At 72.7% G+C, this 15942-nt stretch carries 16 protein-coding genes; 8 read left to right on the top strand and 8 right to left on the bottom strand.

Going from position 1 to position 15942, the window contains the following annotated elements; translation table 11 throughout:
• Positions 1-175: 175 nt before the first annotated feature.
• The 5 genes from IF20_RS08730 to IF20_RS08710 all read right to left on the bottom strand — a co-directional run bounded on the left by IF20_RS08730 (position 176) and on the right by IF20_RS08710 (position 4768).
• Complete coding sequence (locus IF20_RS08730) at positions 176-1105, bottom strand: tyrosine-protein phosphatase (RefSeq protein WP_052864405.1); 930 nt, start codon at positions 1103-1105, stop codon at positions 176-178.
• 150 nt (positions 1106-1255) lie between these two features.
• The gene (locus tag IF20_RS08725; RefSeq protein WP_110943970.1) at positions 1256-2332 is read right to left on the bottom strand and encodes an NAD(P)H-dependent flavin oxidoreductase; all 1077 of its coding nucleotides are present in this window, start codon (positions 2330-2332) and stop codon (positions 1256-1258) included.
• A complete protein-coding gene (locus IF20_RS08720) occupies positions 2329-3090 on the bottom strand; it encodes a CoA-transferase subunit beta (RefSeq protein WP_052864404.1) in 762 nt (253 codons plus the stop codon). The genes IF20_RS08725 and IF20_RS08720 overlap by 4 nt, the downstream gene beginning before the upstream one ends.
• Positions 3087-3956, bottom strand: a complete 870-nt coding sequence (locus IF20_RS08715) for a CoA transferase subunit A (RefSeq protein WP_052864403.1) — start codon at positions 3954-3956, stop codon at positions 3087-3089. The genes IF20_RS08720 and IF20_RS08715 overlap by 4 nt, the downstream gene beginning before the upstream one ends.
• Complete coding sequence (locus IF20_RS08710) at positions 3953-4768, bottom strand: enoyl-CoA hydratase family protein (RefSeq protein WP_052864402.1); 816 nt, start codon at positions 4766-4768, stop codon at positions 3953-3955. Before IF20_RS08710 ends, IF20_RS08715 begins: the two co-directional genes overlap by 4 nt.
• Before the next feature lie 87 nt (positions 4769-4855).
• On the opposite strand from IF20_RS08710, the gene IF20_RS08705 reads away from it, so the two are divergent.
• The 4 genes from IF20_RS08705 (at position 4856) to IF20_RS08690 (ending at position 8231) form a co-directional block, all read left to right on the top strand.
• Positions 4856-5665, top strand: coding sequence for an SDR family oxidoreductase (locus IF20_RS08705; RefSeq protein WP_052864401.1), 810 nt, complete (start codon positions 4856-4858; stop codon positions 5663-5665).
• Positions 5666-5679: 14 nt separating this feature from the next.
• Positions 5680-6594 carry an SDR family oxidoreductase gene (locus IF20_RS08700; RefSeq protein ID WP_052864532.1) on the top strand — a complete coding sequence of 305 codons (915 nt, stop codon included), beginning with the start codon at positions 5680-5682 and terminating at the stop codon, positions 6592-6594.
• A 130-nt stretch (positions 6595-6724) separates the two neighbouring features.
• Positions 6725-7891: a Rieske 2Fe-2S domain-containing protein gene (locus IF20_RS08695; RefSeq protein WP_052864400.1), complete on the top strand. Its 1167-nt coding sequence runs from the start codon at positions 6725-6727 to the stop codon at positions 7889-7891.
• Between the two features lies 1 nt (position 7892).
• A complete protein-coding gene (locus tag IF20_RS08690) occupies positions 7893-8231 on the top strand; it encodes an FAD-binding protein (protein WP_052864399.1) in 339 nt (112 codons plus the stop codon).
• Between the two features lie 61 nt (positions 8232-8292).
• On the opposite strand, the gene IF20_RS08685 is transcribed toward IF20_RS08690, so the two are convergent.
• From IF20_RS08685 to IF20_RS08675, 3 genes are all read right to left on the bottom strand, one after another.
• Positions 8293-9039 carry a glucose 1-dehydrogenase gene (locus IF20_RS08685; protein ID WP_052864398.1) on the bottom strand — a complete coding sequence of 249 codons (747 nt, stop codon included), beginning with the start codon at positions 9037-9039 and terminating at the stop codon, positions 8293-8295.
• A complete protein-coding gene (locus IF20_RS08680; RefSeq protein WP_052864397.1) occupies positions 9039-10172 on the bottom strand; it encodes an LLM class flavin-dependent oxidoreductase in 1134 nt (377 codons plus the stop codon). The genes IF20_RS08685 and IF20_RS08680 overlap by 1 nt, the downstream gene beginning before the upstream one ends.
• 183 nt (positions 10173-10355) lie before the next feature.
• Positions 10356-11006, bottom strand: a complete 651-nt coding sequence (locus IF20_RS08675; RefSeq protein WP_052864396.1) for a TetR/AcrR family transcriptional regulator — start codon at positions 11004-11006, stop codon at positions 10356-10358.
• Between the two features lie 156 nt (positions 11007-11162).
• On the opposite strand from IF20_RS08675, the gene IF20_RS08670 reads away from it, so the two are divergent.
• The 4 genes from IF20_RS08670 (at position 11163) to IF20_RS08655 (ending at position 15912) form a co-directional block, all read left to right on the top strand.
• Positions 11163-12476 carry a UDP-glucose dehydrogenase family protein gene (locus IF20_RS08670; protein WP_052864395.1) on the top strand — a complete coding sequence of 438 codons (1314 nt, stop codon included), beginning with the start codon at positions 11163-11165 and terminating at the stop codon, positions 12474-12476.
• 57 nt (positions 12477-12533) lie between these two features.
• Positions 12534-13781, top strand: a complete 1248-nt coding sequence (locus IF20_RS08665) for a glycosyltransferase (RefSeq protein WP_052864394.1) — start codon at positions 12534-12536, stop codon at positions 13779-13781.
• A complete protein-coding gene (locus IF20_RS08660; RefSeq protein ID WP_234426576.1) occupies positions 13778-15424 on the top strand; it encodes an MDR family MFS transporter in 1647 nt (548 codons plus the stop codon). The genes IF20_RS08665 and IF20_RS08660 overlap by 4 nt, the downstream gene beginning before the upstream one ends.
• Before the next feature lie 65 nt (positions 15425-15489).
• Complete coding sequence (locus IF20_RS08655; protein WP_052864393.1) at positions 15490-15912, top strand: acyl-CoA thioesterase; 423 nt, start codon at positions 15490-15492, stop codon at positions 15910-15912.
• The last annotated feature ends 30 nt before the right edge of the window (positions 15913-15942 follow it).

The raw sequence follows: 15942 nt of genomic DNA, 5'->3' as shown, positions 1-15942 counted from the left end.
CTCAGTCCGCTCCGGGCCCTCCCGGCGGGCGAGGCCCGCCAGCGTGATCCGGGCGAGCCCTGCCGGCGGACTGTCGGACGGCAGGACAACCACCCGCTCGCGGCCTCGCAGTGCGCCGCGAGCGGGATGGCGGTCGCGGCGAGCGCGGGCAGGAGCTGAGCCTTCGGCCCGCGGCTCAGTGCACCAGGCGGGAGCGGAGCCGCGCCAGGGTCCTGGAGTCCAGGCCCAGCCCCTCGGTGAGGTAGCCGTCGAGGCCGCCGTAGTCCTGCCGGGCCTGGTCGACGGCGGCCTGCAGGTAGTCCTCGCGGACGGCCAGGAGCGGGGTGAGCAGGTCCGGGTCCCGCATCTGCCCGCTCTCCTTCAGCCCCGCGCGGGTCCTGCGGTCGGCAGCCGCGCGCAGGTCGTTGGAGAGCAGATAATCGCGGATCGCGGTGGCCTCCGGTACGCCGACGGCGCGGAGCAGTACGTAGCTCAGCCAGCCGGTGCGGTCCTTGCCCGCGGTGCAGTGGAAGAGCAGCGGGGCGCCCCTGCCGTCCGCGAGGTCGCGCAGGGTCGCGGCGAACTGGCGGCGGCTCTGCGCGTCGGTGACGAAGGACCGGTACGTGGCGCGCATCAGCCGCTCCGCCCGGCCGCCGCCGAGGAGCTTGCGCTGCGTGTCGGGGTCCTTGCTGCCCAGCGCCTCGTTCGTCGTGTCGTTCAGCCGGTGGTCCGGCACGGGCCGGGAGACCGGTTCCGGCCCGCGGGGCAGCCGGTCGGCGCCGTCCCGCGCGATCTCCGCGGGGACGCGCAGGTCCACGACGGTGCGTAGGCCCAGCCCGGTCAGTTTCGCGCCGTCCGCCGGGGTCAGCTTCCCGAGCCCGTCGGCCCGGAAGACCCGGCCGTATCGGACGTGTTGGCCGTCGCGGGTGCGGTAGCCGCCGAGGTCGCGCACGTTGACCGCGCCCCGCAGCGCTACGCGGTGCACGGTGCCGGCGGCCGGGCCGGAGGACGTGGTCGGTGGGGCGGCGGGCCGGTCGGGGGCCGGGGCCGCCGAGCAGGCGGGGAGGGCGCCGAGGGCGGCGGTGAGCAGCACTGCCGCCGTACGGCGGAGACGAGTGGCGCGCATGGTCACTCCAAGAGGGGAGAGGGGTGTCCGGGGTGCGGTGTGCCGGAAAGTTCCTCGGGTGGAGCGCGGGCCCGCTCCGGACCGTGGCGGGCCGGAGCCGGTCCGTGGTGGGCCGGAGCCGGTCCGTGGTGGGCACGGTGCGGGCGCGGTTCAGTCCGCTGCCGGCAGGGCGTGGAGGGTGGCGTGGGCCTCCGCCATGACGCGGGCCACCAGCTCGGCGCAGGACGGCAGGTCGTCGATGAGGCCCGCGACCTGCCCGGCGGCCATCACGCCCAGGTCCGTACGGCCGTCCACCATCGAGCCCTTGAGCAGCATCGGGGTGTTGGCCGCCAGCAGGAACTGGCTCCACGTCAGGTCCTTGCCGTGCTTCATGGCCAGGCCGTCGCGGACCATCCGGCGCCAGCTCATGCCGGTTTCACGCTGGAAGGCGGCGGCGTGCCGCACCGCGCGCAGCAGTGCCGCCGCCCGCCCCGAGCGCTCCAGCGCGTCGACCAGTTCGCTGCGCAGCATCCGGTGGGGGAGGCCGTCGACGGCGGTGGTGACGGTGGTGTCCTTGACGGTCGCGGCGAGGTAGCGGGCCTTGACGGCGTCGGGGACGGTGCTGTCGGAGGTGAGGAGGAAGCGGGTGCCCATGGCGATGCCGGCGGCGCCGTACGCCAGCGCCGCCACCAGCCCGCGGCCGTCGCGGAACCCGCCGGCCGCCACCACCGGGATGTCCACCGCGTCCACGACCTGCGGCAGCAGCACGCCGGTGGCGACCTCCCCGGTGTGGCCGCCGCCCTCGCCGCCCTGCACGATCACGGCGTCGGCGCCCCAGGCGGCGACCTTCTCCGCGTGCCGCCGGGCGCCGACGGACGGGACGACGACCACCCCGGCGTCCTTGAGCCGGGCGATCAGTTCCCGGGAGGGCGCGAGCGCGAAGGAGGCGACCCGTACGCCCTCCTCGACGATGACGCGGACGCGGTCGGCCGCATCGCCCGCGTCCGCGCGCAGGTTCACCCCGAACGGTGCGTCCGTGCGCGCGGCGACCTCCCGGACGGCGGCCCGCAACTGCTCCACGGTCATGGTCGCCGAGGCCAGGATGCCCAGTGCGCCCGCGTTCGCGGCGGCCGAGACGAGCCGGGGGCCCGCCACCCAGCCCATGCCGGTCTGGACGAGGGGGTGCCGCACGCCGACCAGCCGGGTGAGGGGTGTTGCCAGGGTGACGTCGGCCGGTGCGTCGCTCACGCCGTGACCTCCCGGTCCCGCAGCCCGCCGGGGTCGATGACGGTCCGGATCAGCCGCAGCTCCTCGGGCGTGGGCTCGCGGGTGTACGGCACCGGGTCGGTCAGGGCGAGCGGGAAACCGGTGGCCTCGCGGACCTGCTCGACCGTGACGCCCGGGTGCAAGGAGCGCAGCCGCAGGGTGTGGTCCTGGGTCTCGAAGTCGAAGACGCCCAGGTCGGTGACGACCTCCGGGATGCGGTGGTACCGGGTGGCGGCCGGCCCGGCCGCGGCGGCCCGGTCGTACCCGACGCCGCTCACCATGTCGACCCGCGCCACGAACACCCGGCGCGAGTGCCGCGGCACCCAGTAACTCGTCGGGTTGTTGAGGGTGTTGACCGGCGCGCCGCGCACGCCCAGCAGCTGCCGCTTCGGTCGGGCCCAGTCGCCGATGCAGCTGATGTTCTGGTTGCCGTACCGGTCCAGCTGGCTCGCGCCCATCATCACGTGCCGCCGCCCCGTGGCCACCAGCGCCAGATGCTGCCGGTACGGCAGCCAGCCCTCGGTGGCCTCCGACCGCGCCCCGACCGCCGGTACGTCCGCCATCAGCAGCGCTTCCCCGTCCGTCAGCAGCAGGTCGGGGGAGAAGGTGAGCTTCGCCAGCCGCGCACCGATCGACGGCACGGTGCCCATCGGGCTGGCGAGCACCTCGCCCGCGCCGCGCCAGACCTCGGCGCAGGCCAGCACGCAGTACTCGGCCCGGGTCGCCTTCACCGCACTCATCCGGACGCCTCCTCGTGGAACGCCGCGACGGCGGCCTGGTAGCTGTGCTCGTCACCGGACAGGAACCGCTCGACGAAGTCCTGCCAGGCCGCCGGGTCCTTGGCGGCCCGCACGTACGCGCGCTGGAACGCCTCGTCCCGCCCGTGATCGGGCTCGCAGGAAGTGAAGTGCGCGCCGTTCGGGGTCTCGGTCACGCCGGTCACGAACGCCCGCTTGACCAGCAGCGTCTGCGGACCGGCGGCCTTCAGCAGCTCCGCGGTGTCCACGAGACGCTCGCAGGACACGTACGCGGCGTCGGCCGCCTGGCAGAACAGGTCGTCGAAGTACGGGTCGGGGCCGAGGTACTGGCCGTTGCCGCGTGCGTCGGCCCGGTTGATGTGCACCAGCGCGGCGTCCAGCCGCAGCGCCGGCACGGCGACCAGCTCCTCGCCGTCCTCGTACGGCGAGGTGATCGTGCGCAGCGACGGGTTGACCGTCAGCACGTCCGAGCCGAGCCCGGCGCGGATCGGCATGAAGGGCAGCCGGTGCGCGGCGGCGGTGAGCCCCCACATGACCATCGCCTCGTCCAGCTCGGTGAGTTCGAGGCCGCCACCCTGCCGGGCCGCGCAGAAGTGCGGCTCCAGCGGCACGGAGTCCAGCGTGCCGAAGGCGGTGACCAGCCGGCGGATCTTCCCGGCGGCGGCGAGCAGCCCGACGTCCGGCCCGCCGTAGGACACCACGGTCAGATCGGTGAGGTCCGAGCGCAGCAGTGCGCGCACCAGCGCCATCGGCTTGCGCCGCGATCCCCAGCCGCCGATGCCGAGCGTCATGCCGCTGGTGAGGCGGCCGACCACCTCGTCAGGCGTCATCGTCTTGTCGGCACTCATGACCGCTGCCCCCTCGTTGTGTTGGATCCGGTGCTGGTGCTGGTGCTGGTGCTGGTGCTGGTGCTGGTGCTGGTGCCGGTGCCGAAGGTGTTGCGTACCCGGTCGGCGATGCCGCTGAGGTTGGCTTCAAAGGTGAAGCCCTGCTCGAAGCGGTAGCTGCGGCGCACGTCGACCGGGTCGATGCCGTTGATGGCGGCCTTGGCGAGGCGGAGCAGGGTGCCGTCCTTGGCGGCGATCTCGCCCGCCAACGCCATTGCTGCGTCCGTCAGTCGGTCGCGGGGCACCACCTGCCAGACGGAACCGTGCCGGTGCAGTTCCTCGGCCGTGACGGTGCGTGAGGTGTAGTACAGGGTCCGCATCACGTGTTGCGGTACCAGCCGGGCGAGGTGGGTGGCGGCGCCGAGCGCGCCCCGGTCCAGCTCCGGCAGGCCGAACGTGGCGTCGTCGCTCGCCACGATCGCGTCGGCGTTGCCGACCAGGCCGATGCCGCCGCCCAGGCAGAAGCCCTGTACGGCGGCGATCACCGGGACTTCGCAGTCGTACACCGCGGCGAACGCCTCGGAGCAGCCGCGGTTGGCGCCGAGCAGTGCGTCGTACCCGGGCGTGCGCTGCATCTCCTTGATGTCCACACCGGCGTTGAAGCCGCGTCCGGCGGCGGCGAGGACGACGCAGCGCACCTTCGGGTCCGCGCCCGCCGCGCGGACGGCGGCGGCCAGGTCGTACCAGCCGTGTACGGGAAGGGCGTTCACCGGTGGGAAGTCGACGGTGACGACCGCGATGCCCTCTTCGGGCGAGGAGGTGGAGACACCCATGAGCGAATCAGCTACCTTTCCACCAAACGTTTGTTAGGGCGCGTGCAGGCAAGGTAGCAGCGGTCGGCGCGCCGCGGGAGGTGCTCAATGCCAGCGATCATCGATCTGTCGGGATACGTCGCCGTCGTCACGGGCGGCACGCGGGGCGTCGGCGCGGGCATCGTGCGCGCCCTGCTCGAAGCCGGGGCCGAGGTGGTGACCTGCGCGCGACGGCCCCCCGACCGACCCGTCGGAGCGGCGGGACGCACCGCCCGTTTCCACACCGTGGATCTCCGGGACCCGGACGCGGTCGGCGCGTTCTTCGAGGCGGTACGGAACGAGTACGGGCGGCTGGACACGCTGGTCAACAACGCGGGCGGCACTCCGTACCGCATGCTCGCCGACGCCGGCAGCCGACACGCGGCGCGGGTCGTCGAACTCAACCTGCTCGCCCCGCTGAACGCCTCGCTCGCCGCCTACGACCTGCTGCGCGAGGGGCCCACGGGCGGCTCGATCATCATGATCGGCAGCGTCAGCGGCACCCGTCCCTCACCGGGCACGGCGGCCTACGGAGCCGCCAAGGCGGGCCTGGACAACCTGGCCCGCTCGATGGCCGTGGAATGGGCCCCGAAGGTACGCGTCAACACCGTGACCCTCGGCATGGTCCGCACCGAACTGTCCCACCTGCATTACGGGGACGAAGCCGGGCTCGCCGCCGTCGGCCGCACCGTACCGCTCGGCAGACTCGCCGAACCCGACGAAGTCGGCGACGCCTGCGCCTTCCTCGCCTCCGCCCGGGCCGCGTACGTCAGCGGCGCGAGCCTGCACGTCCACGGCGGCGGCGAACGCCCGGCGTTCCTCGCCGCCGCCACCGTCAACCACACCGTCAGCCACACGGAAGGGAATCACACGCCATGACCGGACTGACCGGACTGACCGGACTGTGCAGTGAACGCGTCGCCGTCGTCACCGGAGCCGGCCGCGGACTGGGCCGCGCGCATGCCCTCGCCCTCGCCGCCGAGGGCGCCAAGGTGGTCGTCAACGACCTCGGCGTCGGCCTGGACGGCAGCGGCGCGGCCGCCGCCGGGCCCGCCCAGCAGGTCGTCGACGAGATCCGGGCCGCCGGCGGCGAGGCCGTCGCGCACGGCGGCGACATCGCCACGGCGGCCGGTGCGGCCTCGCTGATCAGCACCGCGCTCGGCACGTACGGCCGGCTGGACGCGCTGGTCAACAACGCGGGCTTCCTCCGCGACCGGATGCTCGTCAACCTCGACGAGGACGACTGGGACGACGTACTGCGCGTCCATCTCAAGGGTCACTTCCTGCTGCTGAAGCACGCGGCGGCGCACTGGCGCGCGGAGGCCAAGGCCGGCCACACGCCCGAGGCCCGAGTGATCAACACCAGCTCGGGCGCGGGACTGCTCGGCAGCGTCGGCCAGGGCAACTACTCCGCCGCCAAGGCCGGCATCGTGGGTCTCACGCTCGTCGCCGCCGCCGAGCTCGCCCGGTACGGCGTCCAGGTCAACGCGATCGCGCCGGCCGCCCGCACCCGCATGACCGAGCGGACCTTCGCCGAGACCATGGCCGCGCCGGGCGGGGACGCCTTCGACGCGATGGCCCCGGAGAACGTCTCCCCACTCGTCGTCTGGCTGGCCTCCACCGCCTCCGACGGGGTGAGCGGCCGGGTCTTCGAGGCGGAGGGCGGCCGGATCACCGTCATGGAGGGCTGGCGCCCCGGCCCCACCGCCGACAAGGGCGCCCGCTGGACCCCGGCGGAGGCAGGCGAGGCCGCACGGAAGCTGCTAGCGGCCGCCGAGCCGCCCCAACCGGTGTACGGGGCGCGGTGAGGCGGGGGAGCGTGGCACTACACGCGCCCGGCCCCCTTTCCCGCTCACCGGGAAATGTGGCTCCCGCGTCGGTCCCGGGCCGCTCTAGCCTCCCCGGACAGCCCGTCGCCGCGCAGGAGGACGAGAGACCATGACTGCTCCCCACGACGAGGTCCGCGTCATCGAAGCGGGCCGGCCGCCCGCCCGCTTCGCCCGCGGCTGGCACTGCCTCGGCCTCGCCGACACGTTCAAGGGCGGCCGGCCGCACGAGATCGAGGCGTTCGGCAGCAAGCTGGTGGTCTTCCAGGGGGAGCACGACGGCGCACTGCACGTGCTCAACGCCTACTGCCCCCACATGGGCGGCAATCTCGCGCACGGCACGGTCAAGGGCGACGCCGTGGCCTGCCCCTTCCACGACTGGCGCTGGTCCGGCAACGGCCGGTGCGCGGGCGTGCCGTACGCCCGCCGGGTGCCGCCGCGCGCTCGTACCCGTGCCTGGCGCACCCTGGAGGAGAACCGCCAACTGTTCGTCTGGTACGACCCCGAGGGCAACCCGCCGCCGCCCGACGTCACCATCCCGCGCATCAACGGCGCCTTCAGCGACGAGTGGAGCGACTGGACCTGGCACATACTGCGGGTGGCGGGCGCCCACTGCCGCGAGATCGTGGACAACATCGTGGACATGGCGCACTTCTACTACGTGCACTACTCCTTCCCGACGTACTTCAAGAACGTCTTCGAGGGGCACGTCGCCACCCAGTACATGGAGAGCGCCCCGCGCGAGGACGTCGACCTCGGCACCCTCAGCGCCCCGCTGCGCTCCGACGCCTCCTACTACGGCCCCTCCTACATGATCGACCACCTCTGGACGCCGGTGGCCGAGGGCGTCGAGACGGAGATGGTGCTGATCAACTGCCACTACCCGATCGACGCGGACAGCTTCCTGCTCCAGTACGGCGCGATCGTGAAGAAGCTGCCCGGCATGACGGACGCGGAGGCGGCCGAGGCCGCCCGGGTCACCGCCGAGGGACTGGCGGCCGGCTTCGAGCAGGACGTCGAGATCTGGCGGCACAAGACCCGCATCGACAACCCGCTGCTGACCGAGGAGGACGGCCCCGTCTACCAGCTGCGCCGCTGGTACGAGCAGTTCTACGTGGACGCGGGGGACGTCAAGGACGAGATGGTTCGGCGCTTCGAGTTCGAGGTCGACACCGAGCGCGCCAACAAGGCCTGGCGCGCCGAGGTCGACGAGAACCTCGCGCGCCGCGCCGCAGCTGTGCCCGACGCCGCGGAGACGCGGACGGCGAGCGGGGCCTGACGTGCGGCCGGTGGAGTGCGCGGCCTGCGGCAACCAGGTCCGGTGCGAGAAGTTCAGCCCGGCGCACACGTCCGTGCAGTGGACCGCCGAAGCGGCTCCGTTCCACGCGGTCCCCGTGCACCCCGGTGACATCGGCACCAAGGGCGGCCCGGTCACCGACGCGGCGGCCCGCGTGCTGCGCGCGGACGGCTCGGTCATCGAGGGCCTGTACGCCACCGGCAACGCTTCCGCAGCGGTGATGGGGGAGACCTATCCGGGGCCGGGCGCGACCATCGGACCGGCGATGACGTTCAGCTGGATCGCGGTCAACGACATCGCGGGGGCGTTGGGCCTGCGCTGAACCCCGTACACCACGCGGGGAGGCCCGCCGGTCGCAGCCGGCGGGCCTCCCCGCGTCGCACCTACTGGGCGGTGAGCCCGCCGTCGACGGGGAACTCGGCGCCGGTCACGTACGCCGAGGCGTCCGACACCAGGTACAGCACCAGCTCCGCGACCTCTTCCGGGTGGCCCATGCGGCGCAGCGGCACGTTCGGCCACGCCCGCTCGCCGGCGTCCGTGCCGAGCGCACCGGCGACCATCGGGGTGTCCACAATGCCGGGGTGCACCGAGTTGACGCGGATGCGGTACCGGGCCAGGTCGAGCGCGGCGGACTTGCTGAGCCCGCGCAGCCCGAACTTGGTCGCCCCGTAGGAGGCGTGGCCCTGGATGCCGACCAGGCCCGCGGTGGAGGAGATGTTGACGATCGAGCCGCCGTCGCCGGTCGCGCGCATCGCCGGCACCACCGCCTGGATGCCGAGGAACGGGCCGACCAGGTTGACCTGGAGGAGCCGTTGGAGGTTCGCCTCGGTCTCCTCCTCGACGGTCGCGGTGCGCCACAGCGCCGCGTTGTTCACCAGCGCGTCGATCCGTCCGAAGGCGTCCAGCGCCGCGCTGACGACCCGCTGCCAGCCGGCCGCCTCGGTCACGTCGTGCGGGACGAACAGCCCCTGGTCCCCGAGGTGCGCGGCGGTCTCCCGGCCCGCCTCCTGCCGTACGTCCGTCAGAACGACGCGCGCACCGTGCTCCGCGAACAGCCGGGCCTCGGCCGCGCCCTGCCCGCGGCCCGCCCCCGTGACGACGACGGTCCGGCCCGCCAGCCGTGCGGTCATCAGCCCGCCGCCGCTTCGAGGGCGCGGAAGTGCGGGATGACCGTCTCGCCCCACTGCCGGATGGTCTCCATGCACACGTCCTGCGGCACGGTACCCATCTGGATCAGGCACATCACCTCGTCGACGCCGATCCTGCGCAGCTGGTCCACGTAATCGATCGCCGTCCCGGCGGTGCCGTAGGCGTGCTCGGCGTTGTAGGTGCCGGTGTCGGCGGGGCGGGCCGGGATATCGGCCTCGTGCAGCTTGGCGACCAGCTCGTCCCGGCGGCGCGCCATCGCCGCGGCGTGGTCCTCGTCCTCCTCGTACACCACGGTGGGCTCGGGGCCGTTGCCGTACCAGTGGGCGATGGATTCGGCGAAGAACCGCTGTCCGCGGGTGCCGATGCGGTAGGCCGCCTCGGCGTCGTCCAGGACGATCGTCGGGCAGAGCGCCGAGAAATGGTTGTTGACCTCGGTGGAGACGAAGCGCTCGGTGCCCCGTACGGCGATGGCCTCGTCGTAGACCTTGCGCATCTCCCGGATGTCGTCGGCACCGGCGAAGCCCAGCACGAGCGCGCCGATGCCCAGTTCGGCGGCGAGCTTGAGCGTGTCGTGCTTGCTGCAGGCCATGAACAGCGGTGGGTGCGGGGCCTGTACGGGGCGGGGCAGCACGGCGCCGGGGCCGATGTCGATCGACCCGTGCCACTCGAAGGTCTCCTCGCGCCAGGCGTTGCTCACGATCCGCAGCGCCTCCTCCATCTGCGGATAGGTGTCCTCCGGCCGCACGCCGTACATGGACATCTCCTGCTTGGTGGCGCCGCGCCCGGAGCCGATGTCGACGCGGCCGCCGGAGAGGATGTCGAGCATGGCGGCGCGTTCGGCCACCCGTATCGGGTGCTGGTAGCCGAACGGCATGGTGACCACGCCGTGGCCGATGCGGATGCGGGAGGTCTTCGCCGCCACCCAGGACAGGAAGACTTCGGACGCGCTCATGTGGGCGTACTGCGTCAGCGAGTGGTGCTCGACCGCCCAGATCCGGTCAAAGCCCATCTCCTCGGCGTACACGGCCTGTTCGACGCAGTCCTGGATCACCTGGCGCTCGTGCTCGGGGGACGGGTCGGCCATCTGGGCCTCGAAGATCATCGAGAACTTCACGACGGGCTCCTCCTCATCGAGTGTCTCCGCACTGTTTCGATTAGAAATACTCCTATCAGAACTATTGAGGTGGGGGAAGGCGTCCCAAGGCGGCGGAGGGGCGCCGCACAGGTGCGGAAAACACAGAAGGGCCACGGCCGTTGGTTCGGCCGTGACCCGTGCGGTGGGGGAGGAGCGGCGGGCTCAGAGCCCGCAGGGGCAGGCGCGTCCGCACCCGCATGAGCGCTGGTCGGGTTGGAGCAACCGGGCGAGGCCGGCCTGGAGGTGGCCGTGCAGCGCGGCTTCCGATGCGGACTCCAGCGCCGGGGTGCGGAAGGCCTTGCGCAGCAGGCTCGTCCCCAGCAGCCAGGCGGCGAGCAGTTCGGCGCGGAGCGCGGCGTCCGGGCCCTCCAGGCGCTCGGCGAAGTTGCGGGAGAACACCTCTGTCACGCCCTCGCGGAACTGCTCCACCGCCTCCTCGCGGCTGGAGGAACGCAGCACGGACAGCACCGGGTGCGGCACCTCCTCGTCCGTCGGCCCGTTGGCGACGAAGTCGCTCACCCAGGCCGCGACCTCGTCGAGCGGCACCTGCAGCAGCGGGTCGAATATCGCGGTGTCGATGGACACCGCGGCGAACAGGGCTTCCTTGGAGCCGAAATAGCGGTACACCAGGGCCGCGTCCACCCCGGCGTCCTTGGCGATGTCCCGGATGCTGGCGCCGTCGTAGCCGTACCTCCCGAAGCGCAGCGCCGCCGCCTCCATCAGGGCGCCGCGGGTGGCGGTGGCGCAGTGCTTGCGCGTCCGCGCGGGCCGCCCGCCGGTCTCGTCCGTCACCTTCGCTGTCGATCCGTCCACGTGTTCGTACCTTCTTCGGCTCGTCGTTCAGGAGCACATGGTCCAGGTTCCGGCGCGTGTCCGGAAGTCATCGGTCGTTGTCATCAATCGTTGACCGCTGCGGGCCTCCGTTCGTAGGGTCGAGCCGCCGACGATCATTCGAAAAGGTGATTATCAGTGAGTGAGAGGCGTGTTGCCGTCATCGGGACGGGCTATGTGGGGCTGACCACCGGGGCCTGTCTGGCCTCGCTCGGGCACCGTGTGGTGTGCGCCGATGCGGACCCGGGCAAGGTCGAACGGCTCCGGCGGGCGGAGGTCGACATCCTGGAGCCGGGTCTGCCGGAACTCGTCCAGGACGGGCTGAAATCGGACCGTCTCGCGTTCGTCGGGGACTCCCCGGCCGCGGTGCGCGACGCCGATGTGGTGTTCCTGTGCCTGCCGACGCCGATGGGCGCGGGCGGCGCCGCCGACCTGGCCGCCGTCGAGGCCGTCGCGGGCGAGATCCGTACCGAGCTGCCGCCCGGCGCGGTCGTCGTCAACAAGTCGACGGTGCCGGTCGGCACCTCCGAGCGGGTCGCCGCGCTGCTCGCCCGGCCGGACGTGGCCGTGGTCAGCAACCCGGAGTTCCTCCGCGAGGGCCGCGCCGTGCACGACTTCCTGCACCCCGACCGCATCGTGGTGGGCAGCGTGGACGCCGAGGCCGCCCGGCGGGTGGCGGAGCTGTACGCCGACCTCGCGGCCCCGCTGGTGGTCACCGACGCCGCCAGCGCCGAACTCACCAAGTACGCGGCCAACTTCTTTCTCGCCATGAAGCTGTCCTTCGCCAACAACCTGGCGACGCTCTGCGAGCGCTTCGGCGCCGACATCGGCGACGTGACGGCCGGCATCGGCCACGACCCGCGGATCGGCGCGGCCTTCCTCCAGCCGGGCCCCGGCTGGGGCGGCTCCTGCCTGCCCAAGGACACCCACGCCCTGCTCTCCGTCTGCGAGGCCGCCGGCATCGACTTCCCGCTGCTGCGCGCCACCATCGAGACCAACGTCGAGCACCAGCGCCGACTGGTGGAGCGCGTCGCGGCCCAGAGCGCAGGCGGCGACGGCTCGCTCGCCGGCGTACGACTGGCGCTGTACGGCCTGGCCTTCAAGGCCGGCACCTCCGACCTGCGCGACTCGCCGGCGCTGGCCATCGCGCGGCAGCTGCGCGAGCGCGGCGCCGAGCTGTACGCCTACGACCCGGCGCTGTGCGAGACCCGGCCCGACCTCAGCGACCTGCTCACCCTCACCGACGACCCGCTGGCCGCGGCCGACGGCGCCGCCGCCTGCCTCGTGCTCACCGAATGGCCGGACTTCCTCGAACTGGACTGGGACGCGGTGGCCGCCCGCCTGGACGGCCGGATCGTCCACGACTTCCGCAACTTCCTCGACCACGACCGGCTGGACCGCGCCGGGCTCGTCCGGCAGAGCATCGGCAGCCCGTACACGATGGCGGGCTGACTCCTCCGCCGCGCACCCGGCCCCACCCCACGACAGACCGACCCGAAAGGTCTCTTCATGCGAGTCCTGTGCACCACCATCGGCAGCCCCTCGCACGGGCGCGCCCAGCTCCCGCTGCTGCGGGCCCTCGCGGCCGCCGGACACGAGATACGGGTGGCCACCACCGAGGAGGTCGCGCCGCTCTTCGCCCATGACGACCTCACCGTCGTCACCTGCATGCCGTCCTTCACGCCGCAGATGTTCCTGGACGAGGAGCTCGACCCGGGCGGGGACGCGCCCGGAGCCGAGGCCGCGGACGCCGGCCCCGAGCAGCAGCAGCTCGCCATGATGCGCTTCATGACCCGGCTCCTCTCGGGCCCGATGGCCAGGAAGCTGCGGGAGATCGTCCTTCCCCTGGCGCGCGACTTCCGCCCCCACCTCGTCCTGCGCGACGGCATGGACCTCGGCTCCGTCCTCATCGCCGAGGAACTGGGCATCCCGCAGCTGCCCACCCCCTCCGGCTCCAGCAACATTCTGGACCCGACGCAGGTCCACGACGGCCTGAACGCCCTGCGCGAGGAGTTCGGTCTGCCCGCGCAGGAGGACCCGCTCTCGGTCGTCCCGCACGGGCGCGTCGACTACGTGCCGGCGGACTTCTCCTTCGCCCGCCACTTGCCCGGCTCGTACTCCTACCGGCAGACGGTGCAGGTGGAGCGCGACTCCGTACTCCCGGAGTGGGTCGCGGACCTGCCCACCGACCGGCCGCTGGTGTGGGCCGCCATCGGTACCGCGCTGCCCATGATCCAGCAGCGCAAGGAACAGGGCGAGGCGCAGCCCCCGGAGCTGCCGTTCGAGTTCCCGGACCCGGTCAAGACGCTGCAGAGCATCATCGAGGCGGCGGCGAAGCTGACCGAGTGCACCGTCGTCGTGGCCACCGCCGGCGTACCGGTGGACACCACCGATCTGCCCCCGCACGTGCACCTCACCGAGCGGCTGCCGCAGCCGCTGCTGCTGGAGTCCGTCGACCTGTTCCTCACCCACGGCGGCTTCAACAGCGTCCGTGAGGCGATGCGTACCGCCACGCCGCTGGCGGTGCTGCCGCAGTTCGGCGACCAGCAGCCCAACGCACGGCGCGTCGAGGAGCTGGGGCTCGGCCGGGAGATCACCGACCGCACCCCGGACGGCATCGCCGCGGTCTGCCGGGAGGTGCTGGCCGACGCCGGTGCCGCGGCCACCGCCCGCCGCGCGCGGCTGCGGATGCTGACCCTGCCGGCGGTCGAGCACGCGGTGGCCGACCTGGAGAGGCTCGTCGGAGACCACGCGTGACCTCTTCCGACGCGCTCCGCAAGCAGGAGCCGCGGCCCGCGGACGGGCCGGCCGAACAGGCCGGCCCGCCCGCGCGGCTGTCGCACCGCGAGATCGTCACCGTCCTGTCCGGCCTGATGCTCGGGATGTTCCTCGGTGCGCTGGACCAGACCGTGGTCTCCTCCGCCCTGCGCACCATCGCCGACGACCTGCACGGGCTGACCGCCCAGGCCTGGGTGACCACCGCGTACCTCGTCACCGGCACCATCGCGACCCCGCTGTACGGCAAGCTGTCCGACATCCACGGCCGCCGGCCGGTCTACCTCGTCGCGATCGTGCTCTTCGCCGCCGGGTCGCTGCTGTGCGGCTGCGCGGCGTCCATCCACCAACTGGCGGCGTTCCGCGCGGTCCAGGGGCTGGGTGGCGGCGGGCTGATGTCGCTGGCCATGACGGTGATCGCCGACATCACCTCGCCGCGCGAACGGGGCCGCTACCAGGGCTGGTTCATGGCCGTCTTCGCCGGCGCCAGCATCGTCGGACCCGTCATCGGCGGTGTCTTCGCCGGCGCCGGCAGCGTGCTCGGCGTCACCGGCTGGCGCTGGATCTTCCTGGTCAACGTGCCGCTGGCGGCGGTCGCCCTGACCGTCATCATGCGCGTACTGCGCCGGGTGCCGCACCGGCCCGTACGGCACCGCCTGGACTACGGGGGCGCGCTGACCCTCGCCCTCGGCGTCGTACCGCTGCTCGTCGTCGCCGAACAGGGCCGCGGCTGGGGCTGGGCCTCGCCGCCCGCGCTCGTGCTGTACGCGACGGGCGTGGCAGGCCTCATCGCCTTCGTGCTGATCGAACGGCGCATGGGCGAGGCGGCACTGCTGCCGCTTCGCCTCTTCCGCGTCCGCAGCTTCCGCCTCGGCACACTCCTGCACTTCATCGTCGGCATCGGCATGTTCGGGGCGATGACGACGCTGCCGCTCTACCTCCAGCTCGCTCAGGGCATGAGCCCGATGGCGGCCGGCCTCGCGATGCTGCCCACGACGGTCGCCAACGTCGCGGTCACCCTCACCGTCGGCCGGCTGATGTCCCGCACCGGACGCCTGAAGGTGCACCTGGTGACGGGCGTCGGCTGCTTCACCGTCGCCATGCTCGTCTACGCCACGCTGCGGGCCGACAGCCCGCTCTGGTACGTCGCGATCGGCATGCTCTTCATGGGCGCGGGGCTGGGCGCCGCCATGCAGACCATGACGACGCTGGCCCAGTCCGAGGTGGAGCGCACGGACATGGGCGCGGCCACCGCCTCGGTGAACTTCTTCCGCTCCAACGGCGGCACGGTCGGCGCCGCGGCCTTCCTCTCGATCCTCTTCTCCCTGGCGGGCTCGCGCATCGGCGAACGGCTCGACGAGGCGTTGCAGCGGCCGTCGCTGCGTCGGCTCGCGGCGGAGCCCGACAACGCACACGCGCTGAGCGGTGTGGTGCGCCCGCACGGCGGCCTGAACCTGGAGGACTCCGCCTTCCTGCACACCCTGGACCCGCGCCTGGCGCAGCCCTTCCTGGAGGGCTACGTCGCCGCCATGCGCGTCGTCTTCCTGACCGGCGCGGCAGTGACCCTGCTGGCCTTCGTGATCGCGGCTTTCCGGGTACCGAACCTGAAGTTGTCGGACGAGTAGGGAAAGGGCTGTACGCTCGCCTGTCGGCCCGGCCGGACCGGTCGGGGACAGTCGAGGGGGAGACGATGGCAGTGCCGTTCGCCGTGGAGATCACCGTTCGCGGCTACGAGACCGACGCGCAGGGACACCTCAACTCCAGCGTGTACGTGCAGTACGCCGACCACGTCCGCTGGTCCCTGCTCCAGGCGGCCGGCATCCGCCAGTCCGACCTGCTGGACCAGGGTGTCGGCCCGGTGACCCTGGAGACCACCGTCCGGTTCCGGCGCGAGTTGCGCGCCGGCGACCGGATCTCGGTGGACTGCCTCTTCGAGTGGGGCGAGGGGAAGACCTACCGGATCGAGCAGCGCATGGTGCGCGCCGACGGCGAGGTCGCGGCCGAGGTGGGCAGCGTGTGCGGGCTGCTGGACCTCGCGGAGCGGCGGCTGGTGAGCGATCCGGCGCGGTTCTTCCGCGTGACGGCCAAGGAACCGGGTCTGTTCAACCTCTGACACGCCACGACCGCATGCGTCACACCTCTT

The organism is Streptomyces niger (genome assembly GCF_000718305.1).
Lineage (GTDB): Bacteria > Actinomycetota > Actinomycetes > Streptomycetales > Streptomycetaceae > Streptomyces > Streptomyces niger.
The sequence above is the reverse complement of the archived record's forward strand: the minus strand, read 5'-3'. Positions and strand labels throughout refer to the sequence as shown.